The following is an 18,970-nucleotide window of genomic DNA, read 5'->3' on the forward strand; positions in this document are numbered from 1 at the left end:
TGTAGATATTCCCCTTTTCTTTCCTCCTAAACTGTGAAAAAACGCCCAACTTTTGTTAGGCGCTTTTCACTACTCTTTCTCTGGCCAAATTTTTGCTCCTGGCTCAAGTAACCATTCGTGATCTCTTTCCATAATGCGCGCATTCCACGGATTATCATCAAGGTGACGAATCATCCAGCAAAAGTACATAGCATACCCTGGAGCCGTCGCTTGAGGATGATCTAGCTCTCCCGGGATGGTGATAAAGCTGTTGTGCACAACGCGATGAGCATCTTCTCCAACCATTGCACAGCCAAATCCTTGAGGCTTATTAAAGCGATAGTAATATACTTCAGGCTGGTCGTGATGATGCGGAGGATAGCTGGACCATCTGCCTGGATAGGAAATCACTTCACCAATGACCATGTTCGAATAAGGGGCGTTCTCGTAATCAAAAATAGTTCGGATCACGCGCTGAGCTGTTCCGTCCCATACACCTTCTCCTGCTACTTCACTTTGGCAATCCGAAGGCATATAAAGTTTAGAAGGAAAATTGCGATCATTGTCTGTTTTTTGAACAAGGACTTCGCTTTTTCCAAGCGATGTAATCTTTACTTCATTATTGCTAGCAACGTGAAGACACCATGGATCTTCTTCAAACACGCTTTCACGCTCTATCTCCTGGACGTTGCCATCCCACTCGATGCGAACTTTTCCTTCTAATAAAAGTACTGCCGTTTCTTTTTCGGAATCTCGCAATACTTGCTCCGCACCCTCTCTTAAACTATAAATCCCAATATCAAGCATCATATCTTCGTGCTTGCTTGCCATATTCGTTAATTCATTGTACCCTTCTTTTAATTGTCCAAGCTTTTCAAACATTTCTTTCAGCTCCTTACGTTACCTACTTTATAGTCCACTTTTTTCTCTAATAAATTGACGTGCTTTTAGCGCGTATTCAAACGGATTAGCAACAGCAGGGTCCTGTTCGGCTTCGACTACAAACCATCCGGTATAATCAGAATCAGCAAGCTGTTCAAAGATTGGTTCAAAGTTGATGCTACCGTCTCCTGGCACGGTAAATACTCCTTGCCGAACCGCTTGTAAAAAGCTCCATTTCTTCGCTTTCACAGCTTCGACTACGTCCCGTCGCACATCTTTCAAATGCACATGCTTAATGCGCGGTAAATACTTCTTTAAAATATACAAAGGATCTTCACCTGAAAACACTAGATGTCCCGTATCAAACAAAAGGTGAACCAACTCTGGATCGGTCATCTCCATCAGTCGATCAATCTCAGACGTCGTTTGAACACCTGTTCCCATATGATGGTGATACACAATATGCATATCCTTTTCTTTGGCAAGCATCCCTAAGTGATTTAGGCCTAGAGCAAGTCGCTGCCACTCATCTTCTGTAAACTGCGGCTTTTCATCAAAAAGCGGAGTATCCATAAGCCCTTGAATGCTGCGTCCTTGCTCTGACACAACAATCACGCTTGCACCCATCGCGTGTAAAAAGTCGCGGTGATTAATAAAAGCACTCACCGTTTCCTCCAGTGGCTTTGTCGTTAAATATGTGCTAAACCAAGCGCTTGCAATCTCTAATCTGCGATGAGACAGCGCTTTTTTTAAAACCTTCACATCACGTGGATACTTATTGCCAACTTCGCTTCCTTTAAAACCAGCAAGCGCCATCTCGCTAATGCACTGTTCAAACGTATTTTCTCCACCAAGCTCCGGCATATCATCGTTCGTCCATGCAATTGGCGCGATGCCAAGCTTAATTACACCTTCTTTAAACATAGCCCCTTCTCCCCTTCAAGCTCTTATTCAATCGTATTAATACAATCTTGCTTTTGTTAGATGCGCTTTTTTCTCTTCAAACGCTTCTTGCGTTTTTCCATTTTCAGATACTTCAGCAACCCCAACATGCCACCATGAGTCGTATCCACTTGTCATGGTCTTCGGCAGCACCTTAATATCAATGAGCGTAGACACATCTTGTTTCTTCGCATCTTCAAGCGCAAATCTAAGCTCTTCTAAAGTCTGTGCTTCGTACGTTTTCACTCCGTATCCAGCTGCGCTTTGTGCAAAGTTAATTCGGAGAATCTCACCATCTAACTTGTTAGACTGTTCGTTTCTGTAGCGAAACTCCGTACCAAAGCTACCCATTCCGTTGCCCATCTGCAAGTTATTAATACAGCCAAACCCTGAATTGTCAAACAATAAAACGTTAATTTTCTTTTTCTCCTGCAAGCTTGTCACTAGCTCTGAATGAAGCATTTGATAGCTTCCGTCTCCAACCATCGCGTATACTTCTTTATCTGGCTCAGCTAACTTAGCGCCAAATGCTCCGGCGATTTCATAACCCATGCATGAATAGCCGTACTCCATGTGATACGTATTGGGCGTGCGAGACGTCCACATCCGCTGAAGATCACCCGGCAAGCTTCCTGCTGCGCCTACGATAATCGCATCTTCATCAAGTAGATGGTTCACTTGACCAATGACGCTTGTTTGCGTTAATGATGTTCCGAGCGCTTCTTTATACTCAGAAAGTACATCATCAAGCTGTCCGCTTACTTCTGGTACAAATGCTCCCTCTTCGTAACGCACGTGATGCAAGCGTTCAAGCTCTGCTTGCCACTTCCGTTTAGCCTCAGCAATCTCCGTTCCGTAACCTGATTGATATCCGCTCTGTGTCAATTCAGCTGTTAGCGTTCGAAGCGCTTCTTTTGCATCAGCCACCACCTTTACGGCATCCAATTTATTGGCATGAAATTCAGAAATATTTAAGGTTAAAAACTCAACGGCTGGGTGCTGAAACAATTCTTTTGACCCCGTCGTAAAATCGGTGAACCTCGTCCCAATTCCAATGACTAGGTCTGCTTCACGAGCAATTGAGTTCGCAGCGAGATTACCGGTTACACCTACTCCGCCTAGGTTATAAAAGAAATCGCTTTCAACAGCACTTTTACCAGCTTGTGTTTCACCAAAAGGAATATGGAATGCTTCTGAAAAAGCTTTTAATTCAGCTGCTGCTTCCGAATAGCGAACACCGCCGCCGCAAATAATAATGGGCTTTTTCTTGCTTTGAATAAGCCGAACGGCATCTCTCACACTCTCTCGCGTAGGCAAACGTCTTTCCATTCGATGCACGCGCTTTTTAAAGAAGTAGCTAGGAAAATCAAAGGCTTCTCCTTGTACATCTTGCGGCAGCGAAATTGTCACCGCTCCCGTATCAGCAGGATTGGTCAATACGCGCATAGCATTGATCATTGCCGTCATGAGCTGTTCCGGTCGATTAACGCGGTCCCAATACTTACTCACCGCTCGAAAGGCATCGTTTGTTGAAATGGATAAGTCATGAGTTTGTTCAATTTGTTGAAGAACAGGATCAGGCTGACGAGTAGCAAACACATCACCTGGAAGCAATAAAATAGGAATGTTATTAGCTGAAGCAGTAGCGGCTGTTGTTACCATATTGGCAGAACCAGGTCCTACTGAAGAAGTGCACGCCATGATTTGTTTTCTGTGCTTTTGTTTTGCAAATGCCATCGCAGCATTTGCCATACCTTGTTCGTTTCTTCCTTGATAGACCTCCAATTCTCCTGCATCTTGTTCAAGAGCTTGCCCAAGCCCCACCACGTTACCATGGCCGAAGATTGTAAAGATTCCTTTGATAAACTTTGTTTCGTTTCCATCAACTTCTACGTACTGGTGATTTAAAAACTTTACAAGCGCTTGTGCCGTTGTCATTCTTTCCGTTGTCATTTCTTTTTCCCCTTTCATAAAAAAGGGAAGTCTTCAGAACAAGCTGCTCCTACTACTTCCCTCTCCTTTTTTGTTTACAACTTACCAGCGAGCCGTTACCATTTTCTTTCTTGTATAGAACTCTACACCGTCTGTTCCATTCGCATGCAAATCACCATAGAATGAGTCCTTCCATCCTGAAAATGGGAAGAATGCCATTGGAGCTGGAACACCTACGTTTACCCCTAACATACCCGATTCAATTTTTTCACGAAACTCACGCACGCTTGAACCGCTGTCTGTATAGATGCACGCACCGTTTGCAAAGCGTGAGGCATTCGCAATATCAATGGCTTCGCCAAGGTCATTAACTCGAATAATAGATAGCACCGGAGCAAAGATTTCATCTTGCCAAATTTTCATTTCTTGCGTAACGTTATCAAAAATGGTGGGGCCAACGAAATATCCGTTCCCTTGAACCTCAGCATCACTACGGCCATCACGAACAAGCTTAGCACCTTGCTCAACGCCTGATTCAATATAGCCAAGCGTGCGTTCTTTATGCCCTTCACGAATAACTGGACCTAAGAAAACATTTTCTTCAAGACCATTTCCAATCACAATACGATTTGCTTCTTCTACCAATCGAGTGATAAGTTCATCCGCTACGTCTTCTTGCACCGTAACAACAGATGCAGCCATACAGCGCTCACCAGCAGAGCCAAATGCAGCCCCTACAATTTGCTTTGTCGCTACGTCTAAATCAGCATCGTTTAACACGATTGAGTGATTTTTTGCACCGGCTAAAGCCTGAACTCTTTTTAGATTTTCCGTTCCTTTTTTATACACGTATTCCGCTACTGGCTGTGAACCAACAAACGAAATTGCTTTCACGTGCTTATGTTCCAATAGTCCATTTACGACATCATGAGCACCGTTTACGATATTTAGCACGCCTTTTGGCAAACCAGCTTCTTCAAATAACTCTACTAAGCGCGCTGCTAACAGCGGTGTACGCTCAGATGGCTTCAACACAAACGTATTTCCACAAGCGATGGCTAATGGGAACATCCAGCATGGCACCATCATCGGGAAGTTAAACGGCGTAATTCCACCAATGACGCCGATTGGATAGCGGTACATCCCCGATTCAATTCCCGTTGCGATATCAGGCAGCTGTTTGCCCATCATAAGCGTCGGTGCACCTGCAGCGAACTCAACGCACTCAATTCCACGCTGAACTTCACCGTATGCTTCGTTATAAGACTTACCGTTTTCAAGCGTTACAAGCTTTGCTAGCTCATCCCAATGATCAACAAGAAGTTGCTGGTACTTAAACAAAATGCGCGCACGCTTTGGAACAGCTACTTGTGACCAAGTTTGAAACGCTTCATTTGCGGTTTCTACTGCGTGATCTACATCTTCTTTTGTCGATAATGGAACATTAGCAATCACTTCGCCTGTTGCAGGATTGTAAACAGGCTCCGTTTTCGAAGTAGAAGCTTCTACCCATTGTCCACCAATATAATTTTTAACGTCTTTGACGGCTGTTTGTGTCATCGTGAAATCTCCCCTTTGTTATTAATAAGTTTCCTGTAAAATTTCTTCTGCTGAGCTCATAAACTCTTTAATTTCGGCAACGGTTGGCATCGCATCAGAACAGCTATGACGTGAGATAACAATCGAGGCTGATGCACTTCCAAACCTCATGGCTTCTTTTACACTCATCCCGGTCATCACGCCGTAAATAAAAGCTGATGCATATGAATCGCCAGCACCAAAAGTTTTCAGTACCTTTGTTTTAAAAATGCCGCCGCGATAGGAGTTGCCATCTTTCGTATAGGCGATTGATCCTTCACCACCGTGCTTGATAATCACGATTTTGGCATTATAAGAAAACCATCTATTTGCCGTTACCTCATCACTAGAAGCTTCTAAGTTTAATAGCTTTTCCATCATGTCAAATTCTTCACGCGTACCGATAATCACATCGCATTTCTCTGCGGCCAAATTATAGTAAGTTGACGTTTCTTCTTCTGAAGCCCACGTATACGGACGATAATCGATATCAAAAAACACTACTACTTCATGTTTTCGTGCATATTCTAACGCTAAAAAAACAGCTTCACGAGATGGACTTTGTGCGAGTGCTGTACCAGAAATTAAAAGTGCTTTTGATTGCTTGATATAGCCTTCTGATACGTTGTGGACATCAAGCTTTAAATCTGCAACATTGTCACGATACATCAATATGCTACAATCCGTCGGGCTTTTAATTTCTGTAAAAGCTAATCCTGTTACCGCACCTGTGCGATCAATTGCAACATGATCCGTATCGATATTGGTTTCTGTGAGATAAGATGTAATAAAACGCCCCATTTGATCATCCGAAACTTTACCGATGAATCCTGTGTTCAAACCAAGGCGAGATACACCAATTGCAATGTTCGCTGGAGAGCCTCCAACGTATTTCGTAAACGTCTTTGTTTCTTCCATCGGACGCTGCGTTTCATTGGCATTTAAATCGATACACAATCGTCCTAGGGCAATAAAATCAAGGGGACGGTCTTGCTTAAATTGTAGTTTGTTCATTATCTATCCTCCTGCTTTTTATCAATCAAGTTAAGCGCTTACTCTTTTTGCATGATAAAACGTAATTCATCCATTAGTTACGTATGATTCTTCTAGACGTACAGGTCTTCCTGATAACAGTGATTCTTTTGCTGCTTTCGCAATTCGTTCTGCTTGAAACCCATCATTTCCGCTGCAAGTTACAGGTTGGTCTGTTAAGCACGCTGTCGCGAATTCTTTTACTTCTTCAACATAAGCTTGCGTATAGCGCTCTAAGAAGAAGTATAATGGTTTTTCTTTTACCACATGTTCACTTGTTGATACCTGAACCGTTGTTGGAATGCAGTTATCAGCTGTCGCTACACCTTTATTTCCAAAAACTTCGAGGCGTTGATCATAGCCGTATACCGCTTGTCGGCTGTTATCAATGACACCAAGCGCTCCGTTTTCAAACTTTAGCGTTACAATCGCCGTGTCAATGTCTCCTGCTTCTCCGATTGCCGGATCCACTAGTACCGTTCCCTGAGCTGAAACCTCAACGACTTCGCTATCCATTATGTAGCGAGCCATATCAAAATCATGAATCATCATATCCATAAATAAGCCGCCAGATGCTCTCACATAATCGATGCTTGGAGGCTGTGGATCACGAGACGTTATCTTTAAGACGTGAGGCTGACCAATTTCGTTCGTTTGTACAAGTTCTCGTACCTTTTTAAAGTTTGGATCAAAGCGGCGATTAAACCCTACTTGAAGCTTCACTCCAGCTGCTTCTACCGCTTTTAACGCATCATGTGTTTCTTCAACAGAGAAGCTGACCGGCTTTTCACAAAAAATATGTTTTTTAGCTTGAGCAGCTTCTTTAATAATAGCTGCGTGCGTATTGGTTGGTGAACAAATAAACACTGCATCAATTTCACCATCATTTAAGAGGTCGCTATAGTTTGTTGTTAACACATCAATTTCGTTTGTTGTAGCCCAGTCATGCAGATGATCTACCACCACGTCTGAAACCGCTTTGATTTTAATTTGTGGAATTAACTTTAGATTGTCAACATGAAGCTTTCCAATTCTTCCTGCTCCTATTACCCCAACCGTTAAAACATTACTCATTGTTTTAAATCCTCCCATCCATACTGTTGATTCTAGTACGCATTACTTAATTTGCAATTAAGTTAAGCGCTTTCTTAATTTCTATTATACACACATTCTATAAAACCTCAATATTTTTTTAATTTTTACATAATTTATTTTAAAGAAAAATTGAATTCTCTTTATCTAACCTTATTATATAGACATTTATTCTTCCTTCACCAACAATAAACAGGGTTTTAAAGAGTCTAAAAACTCCATAAATTTAATTGACTTTTCAGAAATGTAACCGTATACTTCTGTTATGAATGAAGTTAAGCGCTTTCCTTTTAAAAACTTTGAAAGTGGTGGATGGGACAAATGAATATGCTTGGAACGAAGAACTCATGGATCGACAAGATTGGCATTCCTTCTAATCTATTTTGGGGGTACATAGGTATCGTTGTATTTATGATTGGGGATGGCCTTGAGCACGGTTGGCTATCACCTTACCTAGTAGAACGTGGTTTATCAATGGAACAAGCTGGTTTTTTATTCTCGCTTTACGGTATTACCGTTGCCATTAGCGCATGGTTTTCTGGTGTTCTTGTTCAAATGTGGGGGCCGAGAAAGACAATGGTTATTGGCGTTGTTTCATTTATTATCGGTTCTATTGTTTTTATTGGCATAGCTATTCCAAGCTTGAATTATCCTTTAATTCTCTTATCTTATGGACTTCGCGGATTAGGCTATCCACTTTTTGCTTATTCATTTTTAGTTTGGGTTTCTTACAATACCCCTCAGCAATCATTAGCTAGAGCTGTTGGCTGGTTTTGGTTTGTCTTTGAGCTTGGTCTTAGCGTTATCGGCGCTTTATACTCCAGCGTAATGGTAAGCCGAATTGGGGAAATTGCGACGCTATGGACTGCTTTAGTGTTCGTAGCAATTGGTGCTATTTTATCTATCGTCATTAACAAGGATCGATTTAACGGCAAAATTGTAAGCGATAACAAATCTAAAGAGTTGCTAAAAGGTTTAACTATCATGGCTGAGAAGCCGAAAGTAGCCATCGGTGGCGTAGTAAAAATTATTAATTCCGCTGCAAAATTTGGCTTCGTAGTCTTTTTACCAACTTATATGGTTGGCTTTAACTTTACCATTACAGAATGGCTCCAAATATGGGGCACCTTATTTTTTGTGAACATTGTGTTTAACCTCATCTTTGGTGTTGTTGGCGATAAATTCGGCTGGGTTAACACCGTGACGTGGTTCGGCGGTGTTGGATGCGGACTAGCTACGTTGGCGCTTTACTATACGCCCCAGATTTTTGGCCATAATTACTGGGCACTGATGCTAGTTGCTTGCTTCTACGGAGCTGCTTTAGCTGGGTACGTGCCGTTAACTGCTCTTGTCCCATCTCTTGCTCCTGATAATAAAGGAGCTGCAATGTCCGTTTTAAATCTTGGATCTGGTCTTGCAGCATTTGTTGGTCCAGCTATTGTCGCACTATTTATCGGTCCTGTCGGTGTCGGTGGCTTAATGTGGATCTTTGCTATCCTTTATTTTGTAGGCGCTTTCTTAACGAGATTTTTAGCGTTACCTGAGCAAACCACGAGTTATCAATCCACAGACCAACAGCAAAAACTGTCTGTTTAACTGAATAAAATGTGCAGAGAACGCCTCACACGATGTGAGGCGTCTTATTGTTACTTTGTACTAGAGTAAGCTTTAACGTGAACCAGCTCACCCGTTTCAAATGATTCTTTACAAGCATATCCTAATAGTGAAGCCTGCACGCCATCTTTAGCAGTGATAGCTGGCTTGCTACCAGTTTGAATACAATGAATAAATTCTTCAACCTCTGACAAATATGCCTGTGCGAATCGTTCATTAAAATTAGATACGCACTCTTTCAGAGCACCCGCGTCGTTGAAAATGGTTACTGCATTCTTTTCAGGAACAGTACCAATTCGCAGACTTCCTTTTGTACCGATAATTTCTGTTTCAATATGATATCCGTGACGGCTATTTCTCCCTGCTGCAAAAAGACCCATCGTACCATTTGAAAACTTTACAAGAGCAGCTCCTGTTTCTGCATCATTTAACTCCGTGAATGCTGGGACTGAATAGGCTCCACCGATTGCCCACACTTGCTCCGCTTCAGCTCCAAGATACCATCTGGCAAGGTCAAAATCATGCACAGCCATATCTAAGAATATGCCCCCGCTATAGTTTTTTTGAGCAAACTTTAAAAATGATTCCAAACCTTCCGTAGGATCAAATCCGTAGCAACGAACCATCACAGGTTCACCTATTGCGCCTTGTTCAATTTGCTTTTTGGCATATGCATATGAATCATCATACCTTCTCATGAACCCAAGCATAAATACTTTGTCTTGGTGGCGATTAATAATTGTCTCAATCTTTTCCACCTCTTCTAGGTAAAGGCCTAATGGCTTTTCACTAAATACGTGATATCCCGCTTCTAATGCTTGCTGAATTTGATCACAGTGGAAGTTAGAAGGTGAAGCAATAAAAATGGCATCAAGCTCACTGTTCTGTAGCATTTCTTCATAGGATGTATACGTATATGGAATGTTCCACTTATCACTTAGTTCGGCTAACTGTTCCGTATTTAAACCACAAATTGCTTTTAATTCACAGTTTGGAATGCGAAAAGCTAAATTCTCAGCATGCTGAATTCCAAGCCTGCCTAACCCTACAATTCCTACCTTTACTTTGTTCACAGAACCTCTCCCCTTTTACTCCAGTATGTTTTTAACAGACCCCCGCTCGACAAGCTCAGGAGTTAGCATAACCCTTTGTTTAATCGACTCACTTCCGTTAATTGTCTTTAAGAGCTGCGCAAACGTATATTCAGCCATTTGCGTAATCGGTTGCTCAATGGTTGTTAATCCCGGATCAGCCATTTCAGCATAGATCGTATTGTCAAATCCAATAACTGATAAATCACCAGGAATAGCTAACCCCTGTTTTCGAGCCTCATTCATAACTGCTACGGCAATTAAGTCCGTACAGGCAAAGACAGCAGTAGGTTTTTTAGGACCTGATAAGAGTTCACGCGCCGCTCTTTTGGCATCTTCAATAACTGAACGACAGCTAATTACATCACCGTCTTTTAAAAAAACCTGCTCTTCGTTTAATGCCTGTGTAAACCCATTTAGACGTGCTTTACTACTGCTACGATCTTGTTCCATAATAATAGCTATTTGACGGTGCCCTTTACTTGTTAAGTGGTCCCCCGCTAAATAGCCACCTCTTACATCATCTGTGGTAACCACATGAGTAGAGACTGATGGATGATCCACAGAAAACAGAACAAGCGGTAGTTCTCTGCTTACAATTTTATTTACTAGCTTAAAATTATTTAGCTCAGTGGCAACTACAATGCCATCTACCTGCTTTTTCAACAAGAGCTCTACATATTCATTTTCACGTTCTGGCTGATTATCAGTACTGCAAAGAAACAGTGTATACCCTGCAGATCGCGCGCTATTTTCAAAAGCACGCGCTACCTCTGCAAAAAATGGGTTTGAAATATCGGGTACCAGCACGCCGATTGTATACGTTTTCTTTCCAGTTAAAGCTGCCGCTACGCTACTTGGCTGATAATCGAGCTCTTCCATCACCTTGTGAACTTTTTTTCGCGTTTTTTCACCGATACGACCTGTTTCGTTAATAACTTTTGATACAGTGGCGATAGAAACTCCAGCTTTTTTTGCTACATCATAAATTGTTGTTTTCATTCTAGCTCTTCTCCTCTTAATCTTCTCTTTTAATTATCTTATCACGAATGAGTTGTTCATATCCTTTACAAGGCGCTTTCTACATGGATTCTTAACACGCCTGATTAAGAGTTTCTATCGCACATCAAGAGCTTAATACTGCTATTATTTTGAAATACTTTGTAAGAACTCTAGCTTTTCCTGAGCGTTTTCTTTTGTGATAATATCGATCCCACTATCAATACGTTTTTCAATTTTTTCACCCTTAATTGTTTTCAGCGCATTTTCTACACCTTGATATCCCATATCATATGGACTTTGTGCAATCGTACCGGCCATTTTACCAGCAATGATTGATTCAACAGCTTCAACGGTTCCATCTGTACCAATTACAGGAATATCCCCTTTACCTTCAAGAGCACGTAAAGCCCCGAGTGCCATATCATCATTTGCAGAAAATACACCTTTTACATCTTTGTTTTTTTGCATAATGTTTTCCATAACAGACATCGCTTTTGTTTTATCACTATCAGCTGGCTGTTCAGCAACAATCTTCATGCCTGCCTTTTCAAGTTCTTCTTTCGCTCCTTTAATACGAGCATCCATTGCTGAGTTCCCAAGTGCTCCCGCAATTAAAGCAACGCTATCTCCTTTTTCTAGCATAGATGCAAGAAGTTTTCCTCCTTCTTGACCAGCCGTATAGTTATCTGTTCCAATAAACGCTGTTTTTTCATCAAAATCAGCATCTGTATCAATTAATAGTACCGGTAAATCACCTTGAGTTGCTTGCTTTAAGACAGGTACAACCGTTGAAGGCTGAGATGGTGACACTACAATTGCTCCCGGCATCTGATTGATGGAATCTTCAATCATATTTACCTGTTCAATAACTTGAGATTCAGATGCTGGCCCAACAATATTTACATCCACGCCTAGATCTTTTCCCGCTTCTTTCGCTCCCGCTTCAACGTACTTCCAATATGGACTACTCAGCGTTTTTAAAACGACCGTTACGCTTTCTTCTCCTCCTCCAGACGCTTTATCACTGCTGCACCCTGCTGCAACTAGTAACCCGGCTGCCATTGTTAACATCCCTAACTTTTTTAACCCTTTTTTCATCAGCATTTCCCCCTTTAGAATAGATAACCAAAAATGTAAACGCTTAATTTTTTTATGAACCCTTTTTGCTTTTTCTCTGTCTAAGTACGTCCACATATACGGCTGCGATAATGACGACTCCAATAACTGCCATTTGAAAATCAGCTGAAACATTGAGTAAGTTCAGGCCATTTCTTAACACAGCAATGATCATGGCTCCAATTAGCGTTCCCCATACGGTACCTACGCCTCCAAAGAAGCTTGCACCTCCGATAATAACGGCTGCAATTGCATCTAACTCGTAAGATAAACCAGCGAGCGGGAACGCAGAATTGACGCGTCCAACCATAACAAGTCCAGCCAGCGCTGCCATAAAGCCGCTGATTGTATAAACAATAATGAGAACGCGATCTACATTAATCCCTGATAAGTGGGCTGCTTCTTTATTGCCCCCAATTGCATAAATGTATCGGCCTGTTTGTGTTCTTGTTAAAAAGATGTGAAAAATAATGTACATCACAATGACAAGTAAAAAGCTGATTGGAATTGGGCCAATAAATTCTCCACCTAAAAATTGAATCATAAAAGGAAAGCCTGCAATAGGTGCTGCAGCGGTAATGATTAACGCAATACCACGAGCAATGTTCATGGTGCCAAGCGTTGAGATAAATGGATGAGGCAAGCGAAGTTTTGTAAGTAAAATTCCGTTTAACCATCCAAAGAATATACCAACTAATAAGCAAACAAGAATACCTAGAATTGGATTGAATCCCATCGTAACAGAGACAATACCCATGACCATAATTGAAACAGCTAATATTGACCCAACAGATAAATCAATACCTGCTGTTAAAATAGGTAAAAGCATTCCCAGTGCTAATAAAGCATTGATAGAAGACTGACGAGCGATATTCATAATATTATTTACAGTAAGGAATTTGTCAGATAGCAGTGTAAGAATACCGCTTAATATAATAAGACCGATTAAGGCACCAAACTTACCTAAAAAATGCTTAAATGACTTCTTTTCGCTGGGCGCTGGCTTTTTTTGAATAATAACTTCACTCATTACGTTCAGCCTCCTGTCGCTGCTTTCATAATTATTTCTTGATTTGCTTCTTGAATTTCTAAATCAGCCGTAAATTTACCTTCATTCATTACGAGTACGCGATCACACATACCAAGAATTTCTGGTAAATCAGATGAAATCATAAGAACAATCGCACCATTCTCTACAAGCTGATTCATTAAACGATATACCTCGACTTTGGCACCTACATCAATTCCTCGAGTCGGCTCATCAAAAATGAACACCTTTGCTTGTGTACAAAGCCATTTGGCAATAACTACTTTTTGCTGATTACCACCGCTTAGCTTACGAGCATGAAGCTCAATATTATCAGGACGTACCCGCAGTTCTTTAATATAGTTGTCTGCTGTTTTCTTAATGGTGTTTAAATTGATAAGATTATTTTTTTGTTTAAACATTTTTGTATTAGCTAAGGAGATGTTAAAATCTAGAGGTTGATCCAACAGGAGGCCCTCATTCTTTCGATCTTCAGTAATGAATGCAATACCTGCATTGATGGCGTCTTTAGGTGATTTAATATGAACTTCTTTCTTATCGATATATACGCTTCCGCTTTCTTTTTGGTCAGCTCCAAAAATCGCTCTAGCTAACTCTGTTCTTCCTGCTCCAACCAATCCGGAAATACCGACAATCTCGCCGTATCTCAGGGTAAAGTTCAGCTTTTCTTTAAAGCCTTTGACATGGAAATCTTTGATGCGAAACCCTTCATCTCCAAGTACAAACGACTGCTTTGGATATTTTTCATCTAACGTTCTTCCAACCATAAGCTCAATCCACTTGTCCGTTGTTGTTGTGCGAACTGGTAGCGTATCGATTTGAAAGCCATCTCGTAAAATGGTTATTCGATCACCCATCCGCTTAATCTCATCCAACCGATGAGAGATAAAAACAATTGCAATACCTTTTTTCGTAAGGCCTTCTACTGTTGAATATAGCTGTTCAACTTCTGTAGAACTTAGGCTGGCAGTTGGCTCATCCATAATGATTAACTTCGCATCTAAGGTAAGCGCTTTAGCAATTTCCACTAATTGTTGCTGACCAATCCCTAATTCACTGAGCTGCTTATCAGCAAGATCTGGGCTTTGTCCTAACATGGTCAAGTAGCGCTTTGCTTCTTCTCTCATTTGTTTATGGTTTAAAAAAGAAGCCTTTCCACGTTGCTTTAATTCCCTTCCAAGGAAGATGTTTTCATAGACTTTCAGCTGTGGAATAACGTTGAGTTCTTGATAAATTGTTGCGATGCCAAGCTTCATAGAATCCACAGGATTATTAATCTGCACATGCTTTCCTTCCCAGTAAATCTCACCTTCATCCTTTTCATAAGCCCCTGTTAAAATTTTAATGAGAGTTGATTTTCCAGCTCCATTTTCTCCTAACAGAACATGTACTTCTCCAGCTTTAACATTTAAATCAATGCCCTTTAAAACATGGTTGTTGGAAAAACTCTTTTTAATCCCTTTCATTATAAGCAACGCTTGATTGTCACCTATCATGTAAAGACCCCTTTCATCTCCTAAGTAAAGAAAGCGCTTTCCTAATTGATTTGAATTATAAATAGTTTTGTAGAGATTGGCAACAACTTTTTTCAGAAAATTTTATCTTTTTATAATTATAGGCATGCTCTCTCCTAATCAAATCTATATTCTAAGATATTAATTATTTTTTCACATACTATCCAAGGAGTTATGTATTAAAACATTCCTCTTGCTTATCTATCGAAAACAAAAAGGCTATTCATTGTATAAAATAATAGTTTGTGAAAGAAAAGATATAAAAAAGCCACATGAAATTTTTTCATGTGGCTTTTCCAGATTGACGAGAACCTTACAGGTTTCTCGTCAATCTGCTCTTTTTTATATTGAGGTATTCTCTTAATTACATCGACAATTGTTTTTGCAATGGTCATAACCGTAAATAGTCTCGTGTCATTCTCCACTTCCATTTCTTTTTGGCTGCTTCCTGCTTTTACTGTCCAAGCTGTTGTTGCAGATTCTTTCTTTTCCTCTTCTGTTCGCTTGAAAAAACTGCCCATCTCCCTCGCCTCACTTTTGTCAGTCCTCTTTCTATTTATTATAGCAAGATTTTGTTACCTCAACAGCTACCGAGCGACTTTTCCCTGTTATTCATAAGGCGTCACAATCAGCAATCCAATAACTAGTAAGAAGAGAAGAAGCAAAATAAGTGCTAAAGAATCAATGATGATGGGCAAACGAGCGGTCTTTTTAGCAAGGAAATGCGAGATACCATAAAATAAAATGGCAAAACATTTACCTGCATATCCAAACACCGTTTGTGAACAGCTGTACACTGATTTTTCATAACGACTGATATACTCGCTCTTAAATAACACAAACTGAATGCCAAGCGCAGCGTTAATCATAATCACAACCAAGATACCTGCTAATAAAAATGGAAGATTAGTGGATAGATAAACGACCATCGTACACCCTAACAGAAATAGTAAACCTATTATGTACCCACACCACTTAATACAGTTCACGTTCCTCAACGAATACCTCCAAAGCTCAGCGATTGCCTAAGCTGATGAGTCTTTAAAAATGTATCGATTGCCGCAGGACGATCTAGTAAATAGCCTTGTACTACCTTAATATCTAGCGCAAGTGCAATAGCCAAATCCTTTTCACACTCAATTCCTTCTAAAATGAGCGTGGTGTTTCCTTCATTATATTGTGATAAGCATTTCACCATTTCTTGCTTTTCTTTTGAATCAGCTAAACCCCTTGAAAAATAGCGATCTAGCTTAATAATGTCTGGCCGATGCTCCACAACGTGCTGAAGACTCCCCATCCCTGTTCCTACATCGTCTATAGCGATTTGAAACCCACATTGACGCAAATAGTTCAGCCCTTCTTTAAACAGTGGAGATGACCAGACACTGTGCTCAAATGGACTTTCATTCAGTTCGAATACCACGCGCTTGAAGATGCTTGGATACATAACTAATAAGTGCTGAATAAAAAAGTGAAACTGTTTATCTATTAAAGTGGATGGAAAAATATTCACAAACAGCTTTTCACCTTGTAAAATTTCAAATGGAAAACAATCAATGGCTCCTTCAATCGCCATCATGTCAAGCTGAGTCAGCTTTTTTTCTTCGTGCGCCTGTAAAAATACATCCATAATGGGTGCATGAGAATAATGTAATCTTAACAGTGCTTCAAACCCTATTTTACTCCATCTATTCACACTATAAATTGGTTGATAAACAAACGTAAATTGTTCTTTGTCAAATTGTTTTGAAAAATAATCTTCCATATTGCCCCCTCAGTTCTCTGCATAATTATTGCGTTTCGTACATTTTCTATCCTATATGTTAGTTAACTGTTTAATTAGCTATTATCTTATAAATCGGCAAAGCACTTGATTATTTTAACACAAAAAACACCCATTTTTTGGTAATGAGCGTTTTTTTATCATTTTTATATTTTACTCTTTCAAGGAGACTCTTTCTTTACTTCCCATCCATGCTTGCACCCATTTCACTAATTGCTGATCTTGATTTCTTCCTGCAATAACGGATAAACCAACAGGGAGTTGATTAACATAACCAGCTGGAATCGTAAGCTGTGGTAACCCGGCTAAACCAGCTAAGCACGTCATCTGCAGCGTATACAACCTTCGATTTTGAAGTTCTGGACCAACCGCATTCTTCAGAGGGGCTACTCCAGGAGCTGTTGGTAGCACTAAGATTGTTTGACCATCTAAAAGATGAGTAAGCTCTTTAGTAATCGTGTCACGAATTTGTTTAGCATCTGACATATCTTCTTCTTTTAATGTGCTCGCCCATTCAAAACGTTCGGCTACATCAGGACCAAATGTCGGGTTATATCGTTTAATCCATTCTCCGTGAGCACGCCAAATTTCAATTCCCTGCAGCGTGCGAAATGCTTCCATACATTCACTTAGCTTGTAAGAAAGCTGTAAATTCTTGTAGCTAACAGCGTGATCTTCTAATAGAACTTCTACTTTCTTACCGGCTTCCTCATCCGCTAGTTCAAACAAATTGTTTACTCCAACGACGTTCTCAAAAGAAGGTGCTGTAGCTTGAGACGCAAACAACACGGATGCAACATCAAGCATCGTGTTTATATCTTTTGCCATAAACCCTACCGTATCAAAACTGGGTGCTAACGGTATTAATCCTTTAACCGATAAGCTACCGTGCGTCGGTCTAAATCCATAAACCCCGCAATAGCTAGCTGGAATTCGTATCGATCCCCCTGTGTCCGTTCCAATTGCAAAATCGACGAGCCCAGCAGCTACCGCCACCGCTGAGCCGCTTGATGAACCTCCTGGAATTCGGTTGTGATTAATTGGATGAAGTGGCGTTCCATAATGAAAGTTTTCACCATTTAATCCATACATTAGCTCATCTGTATGCGTTACGCCCGTCAGCTTAGCACCTGAAGCTAACAAACTTTTAACAGCTTCAGCATGATCACTCGCTTGTTCATGGGTATGTAGCCAGTAAGGGTTTCCCGCACTAGCCGTATGTCCTTTTACATCAAATACATCTTTTAAAGCAAATGTTTTTCCACTTAACACTCCGTGATTCGTTGGCTCTGCGATTATTTCTTTATTAAGAAATGCATTCCATTTATCGTTCATCCTCACCGCTCCCTTTTCACTTATGTCTCTTTTAAGCGTAATAACTAGAAGGATGATTGGTCAACGAATGTGTAATAACTTCTGACAAATGTTAAAACACTGTAAGGATAACGATTAAAAATTGCTCTTTCTGTTTTAAACAAGGTAAAGTAATAGTAGCTTTTGATTTTATACGCAAAGGAATAGAATACTATGTCACAACACACCATTTTGTATGCGTTTATCGTTCTTGCCATTATTTTAACAAGAGGCATTCCGTTAGCAGGCCGGCAAATGCACGGCCTTAACCAAGGTCTCACACACATAGGGCGCTATTTTTCTAATTTAAATACGCTTTTGCACGAGGATGGTCATGCCCTTATGGGGCTGATTTTCGGAAAAGGTGTAAAGCGAATCGAGCTATACACAAACACAGAAGGAGTAGCCATTACGTCGACCTATGCTGGTGCTCGCGGCTGGCTTCCTCGCGTTATTATTGCACTAGCCGGTTATCCTTTTAGTTCGGCCATGACGTATTTATTCTTTTATCTGCTTATACAACATCGCTACGACTTACTGTTTTATGGATTAGGGGGCATTTTATTATTCAATCTTCTTTTCTTAGTAAGAAATCGCTACGGAGTACTTTGGCTTGCGTCCATCCTTGTTATTTTAGGAGGGATTTACTACCTAAATTCCCCCGCTCTCGTTATGTATAGTATGATGTTTGTTGGAGCCATTTTGTTGGTTGAGTCTGTTTTATCAGCAGCTGTTATTTTTGTATTAAGCGTCAAGCAACCTTATCATGCCGGTGATGCAACCAGCTTAAAAGAGCTTACGATGATTTCAAGTCGCATTTGGGGACTTTTGTTTTTCGCTCAAGCTTTATACATCGCTTATTTAAGTATTACACTACTACACTAGAAAGGCTGGGGCATAAGTAATTCAGCTCATGATAAACCTGAACAATTGAGAGTTCCTCACTTTTAATGGTTCAGGTTTTTTGCTGATTGCGAAAATGATTTCATAAACAGAGTAGAATGGAACGTAG

General features: G+C 40.5%; 17 protein-coding genes. 2 read left to right on the forward strand and 15 right to left on the reverse strand.

Annotation, left to right across the window (positions count from 1 at the left end; genetic code table 11):
* Positions 1 to 69: 69 nt before the first annotated feature.
* The 6 genes from BFL01S_RS07175 to iolG all read right to left on the reverse strand — a co-directional run bounded on the left by BFL01S_RS07175 (position 70) and on the right by iolG (position 7,419).
* Positions 70 to 861, reverse strand: coding sequence for a 5-deoxy-glucuronate isomerase (locus BFL01S_RS07175; protein WP_025909250.1), 792 nt, complete (start codon positions 859 to 861; stop codon positions 70 to 72).
* A 27-nt stretch (positions 862 to 888) separates the two neighbouring features.
* Positions 889 to 1,785 (reverse strand): myo-inosose-2 dehydratase, encoded by an 897-nt coding sequence (gene iolE, locus BFL01S_RS07180; protein WP_061785305.1) that lies wholly within the window; start codon positions 1,783 to 1,785, stop codon positions 889 to 891.
* A 36-nt stretch (positions 1,786 to 1,821) separates the two neighbouring features.
* Positions 1,822 to 3,756, reverse strand: coding sequence for a 3D-(3,5/4)-trihydroxycyclohexane-1,2-dione acylhydrolase (decyclizing) (iolD, locus tag BFL01S_RS07185; RefSeq protein ID WP_025909252.1), 1,935 nt, complete (start codon positions 3,754 to 3,756; stop codon positions 1,822 to 1,824).
* An 81-nt stretch (positions 3,757 to 3,837) separates the two neighbouring features.
* Positions 3,838 to 5,295 carry a CoA-acylating methylmalonate-semialdehyde dehydrogenase gene (locus BFL01S_RS07190; protein ID WP_025909253.1) on the reverse strand — a complete coding sequence of 486 codons (1,458 nt, stop codon included), beginning with the start codon at positions 5,293 to 5,295 and terminating at the stop codon, positions 3,838 to 3,840.
* Positions 5,296 to 5,316: 21 nt separating this feature from the next.
* The gene (gene iolC, locus BFL01S_RS07195) at positions 5,317 to 6,327 is read right to left on the reverse strand and encodes a 5-dehydro-2-deoxygluconokinase (RefSeq protein ID WP_025909254.1); all 1,011 of its coding nucleotides are present in this window, start codon (positions 6,325 to 6,327) and stop codon (positions 5,317 to 5,319) included.
* Between the two features lie 66 nt (positions 6,328 to 6,393).
* Positions 6,394 to 7,419, reverse strand: a complete 1,026-nt coding sequence (iolG, locus tag BFL01S_RS07200; protein WP_025909255.1) for an inositol 2-dehydrogenase — start codon at positions 7,417 to 7,419, stop codon at positions 6,394 to 6,396.
* Positions 7,420 to 7,758: 339 nt separating this feature from the next.
* Between iolG and BFL01S_RS07205 the strand changes: the two genes are divergently transcribed.
* The gene (locus tag BFL01S_RS07205; RefSeq protein ID WP_061785306.1) at positions 7,759 to 9,033 is read left to right on the forward strand and encodes an MFS transporter; all 1,275 of its coding nucleotides are present in this window, start codon (positions 7,759 to 7,761) and stop codon (positions 9,031 to 9,033) included.
* A 50-nt stretch (positions 9,034 to 9,083) separates the two neighbouring features.
* On the opposite strand, the gene BFL01S_RS07210 is transcribed toward BFL01S_RS07205, so the two are convergent.
* The 9 genes from BFL01S_RS07210 to BFL01S_RS07250 form a co-directional block, all read right to left on the reverse strand.
* Positions 9,084 to 10,124: a Gfo/Idh/MocA family oxidoreductase gene (locus BFL01S_RS07210; RefSeq protein ID WP_061785307.1), complete on the reverse strand. Its 1,041-nt coding sequence runs from the start codon at positions 10,122 to 10,124 to the stop codon at positions 9,084 to 9,086.
* Between the two features lie 15 nt (positions 10,125 to 10,139).
* The gene (locus BFL01S_RS07215; RefSeq protein WP_025909258.1) at positions 10,140 to 11,144 is read right to left on the reverse strand and encodes a LacI family DNA-binding transcriptional regulator; all 1,005 of its coding nucleotides are present in this window, start codon (positions 11,142 to 11,144) and stop codon (positions 10,140 to 10,142) included.
* Positions 11,145 to 11,288: 144 nt separating this feature from the next.
* The gene (locus BFL01S_RS07220) at positions 11,289 to 12,242 is read right to left on the reverse strand and encodes a sugar ABC transporter substrate-binding protein (protein WP_025909259.1); all 954 of its coding nucleotides are present in this window, start codon (positions 12,240 to 12,242) and stop codon (positions 11,289 to 11,291) included.
* A 52-nt stretch (positions 12,243 to 12,294) separates the two neighbouring features.
* Positions 12,295 to 13,290 (reverse strand): ABC transporter permease, encoded by a 996-nt coding sequence (locus tag BFL01S_RS07225; protein ID WP_061785308.1) that lies wholly within the window; start codon positions 13,288 to 13,290, stop codon positions 12,295 to 12,297.
* A gap of 5 nt (positions 13,291 to 13,295) precedes the next feature.
* On the reverse strand, positions 13,296 to 14,804 hold the full coding sequence (locus tag BFL01S_RS07230) for a sugar ABC transporter ATP-binding protein (protein ID WP_035320431.1): 1,509 nt from the start codon (positions 14,802 to 14,804) through the stop codon (positions 13,296 to 13,298).
* A gap of 215 nt (positions 14,805 to 15,019) precedes the next feature.
* Positions 15,020 to 15,343, reverse strand: a complete 324-nt coding sequence (locus tag BFL01S_RS07235; protein ID WP_061785309.1) for a hypothetical protein — start codon at positions 15,341 to 15,343, stop codon at positions 15,020 to 15,022.
* Positions 15,344 to 15,430: 87 nt separating this feature from the next.
* Positions 15,431 to 15,820 carry a hypothetical protein gene (locus BFL01S_RS07240; RefSeq protein WP_138117291.1) on the reverse strand — a complete coding sequence of 130 codons (390 nt, stop codon included), beginning with the start codon at positions 15,818 to 15,820 and terminating at the stop codon, positions 15,431 to 15,433.
* Positions 15,817 to 16,587 (reverse strand): EAL domain-containing protein, encoded by a 771-nt coding sequence (locus BFL01S_RS07245; RefSeq protein ID WP_061785311.1) that lies wholly within the window; start codon positions 16,585 to 16,587, stop codon positions 15,817 to 15,819. Before BFL01S_RS07245 ends, BFL01S_RS07240 begins: the two co-directional genes overlap by 4 nt.
* 171 nt (positions 16,588 to 16,758) lie before the next feature.
* Complete coding sequence (locus BFL01S_RS07250) at positions 16,759 to 17,940, reverse strand: amidase (protein ID WP_025909264.1); 1,182 nt, start codon at positions 17,938 to 17,940, stop codon at positions 16,759 to 16,761.
* A gap of 192 nt (positions 17,941 to 18,132) precedes the next feature.
* Here BFL01S_RS07250 and BFL01S_RS07255 point away from each other — a divergent pair, with 192 nt between their 5' ends.
* Positions 18,133 to 18,843: a M50 family metallopeptidase gene (locus tag BFL01S_RS07255; RefSeq protein WP_025909265.1), complete on the forward strand. Its 711-nt coding sequence runs from the start codon at positions 18,133 to 18,135 to the stop codon at positions 18,841 to 18,843.
* The last annotated feature ends 127 nt before the right edge of the window (positions 18,844 to 18,970 follow it).

Source organism: Priestia flexa NBRC 15715 (assembly GCF_001591565.1).
GTDB lineage: Bacteria > Bacillota > Bacilli > Bacillales > Bacillaceae_H > Priestia > Priestia flexa.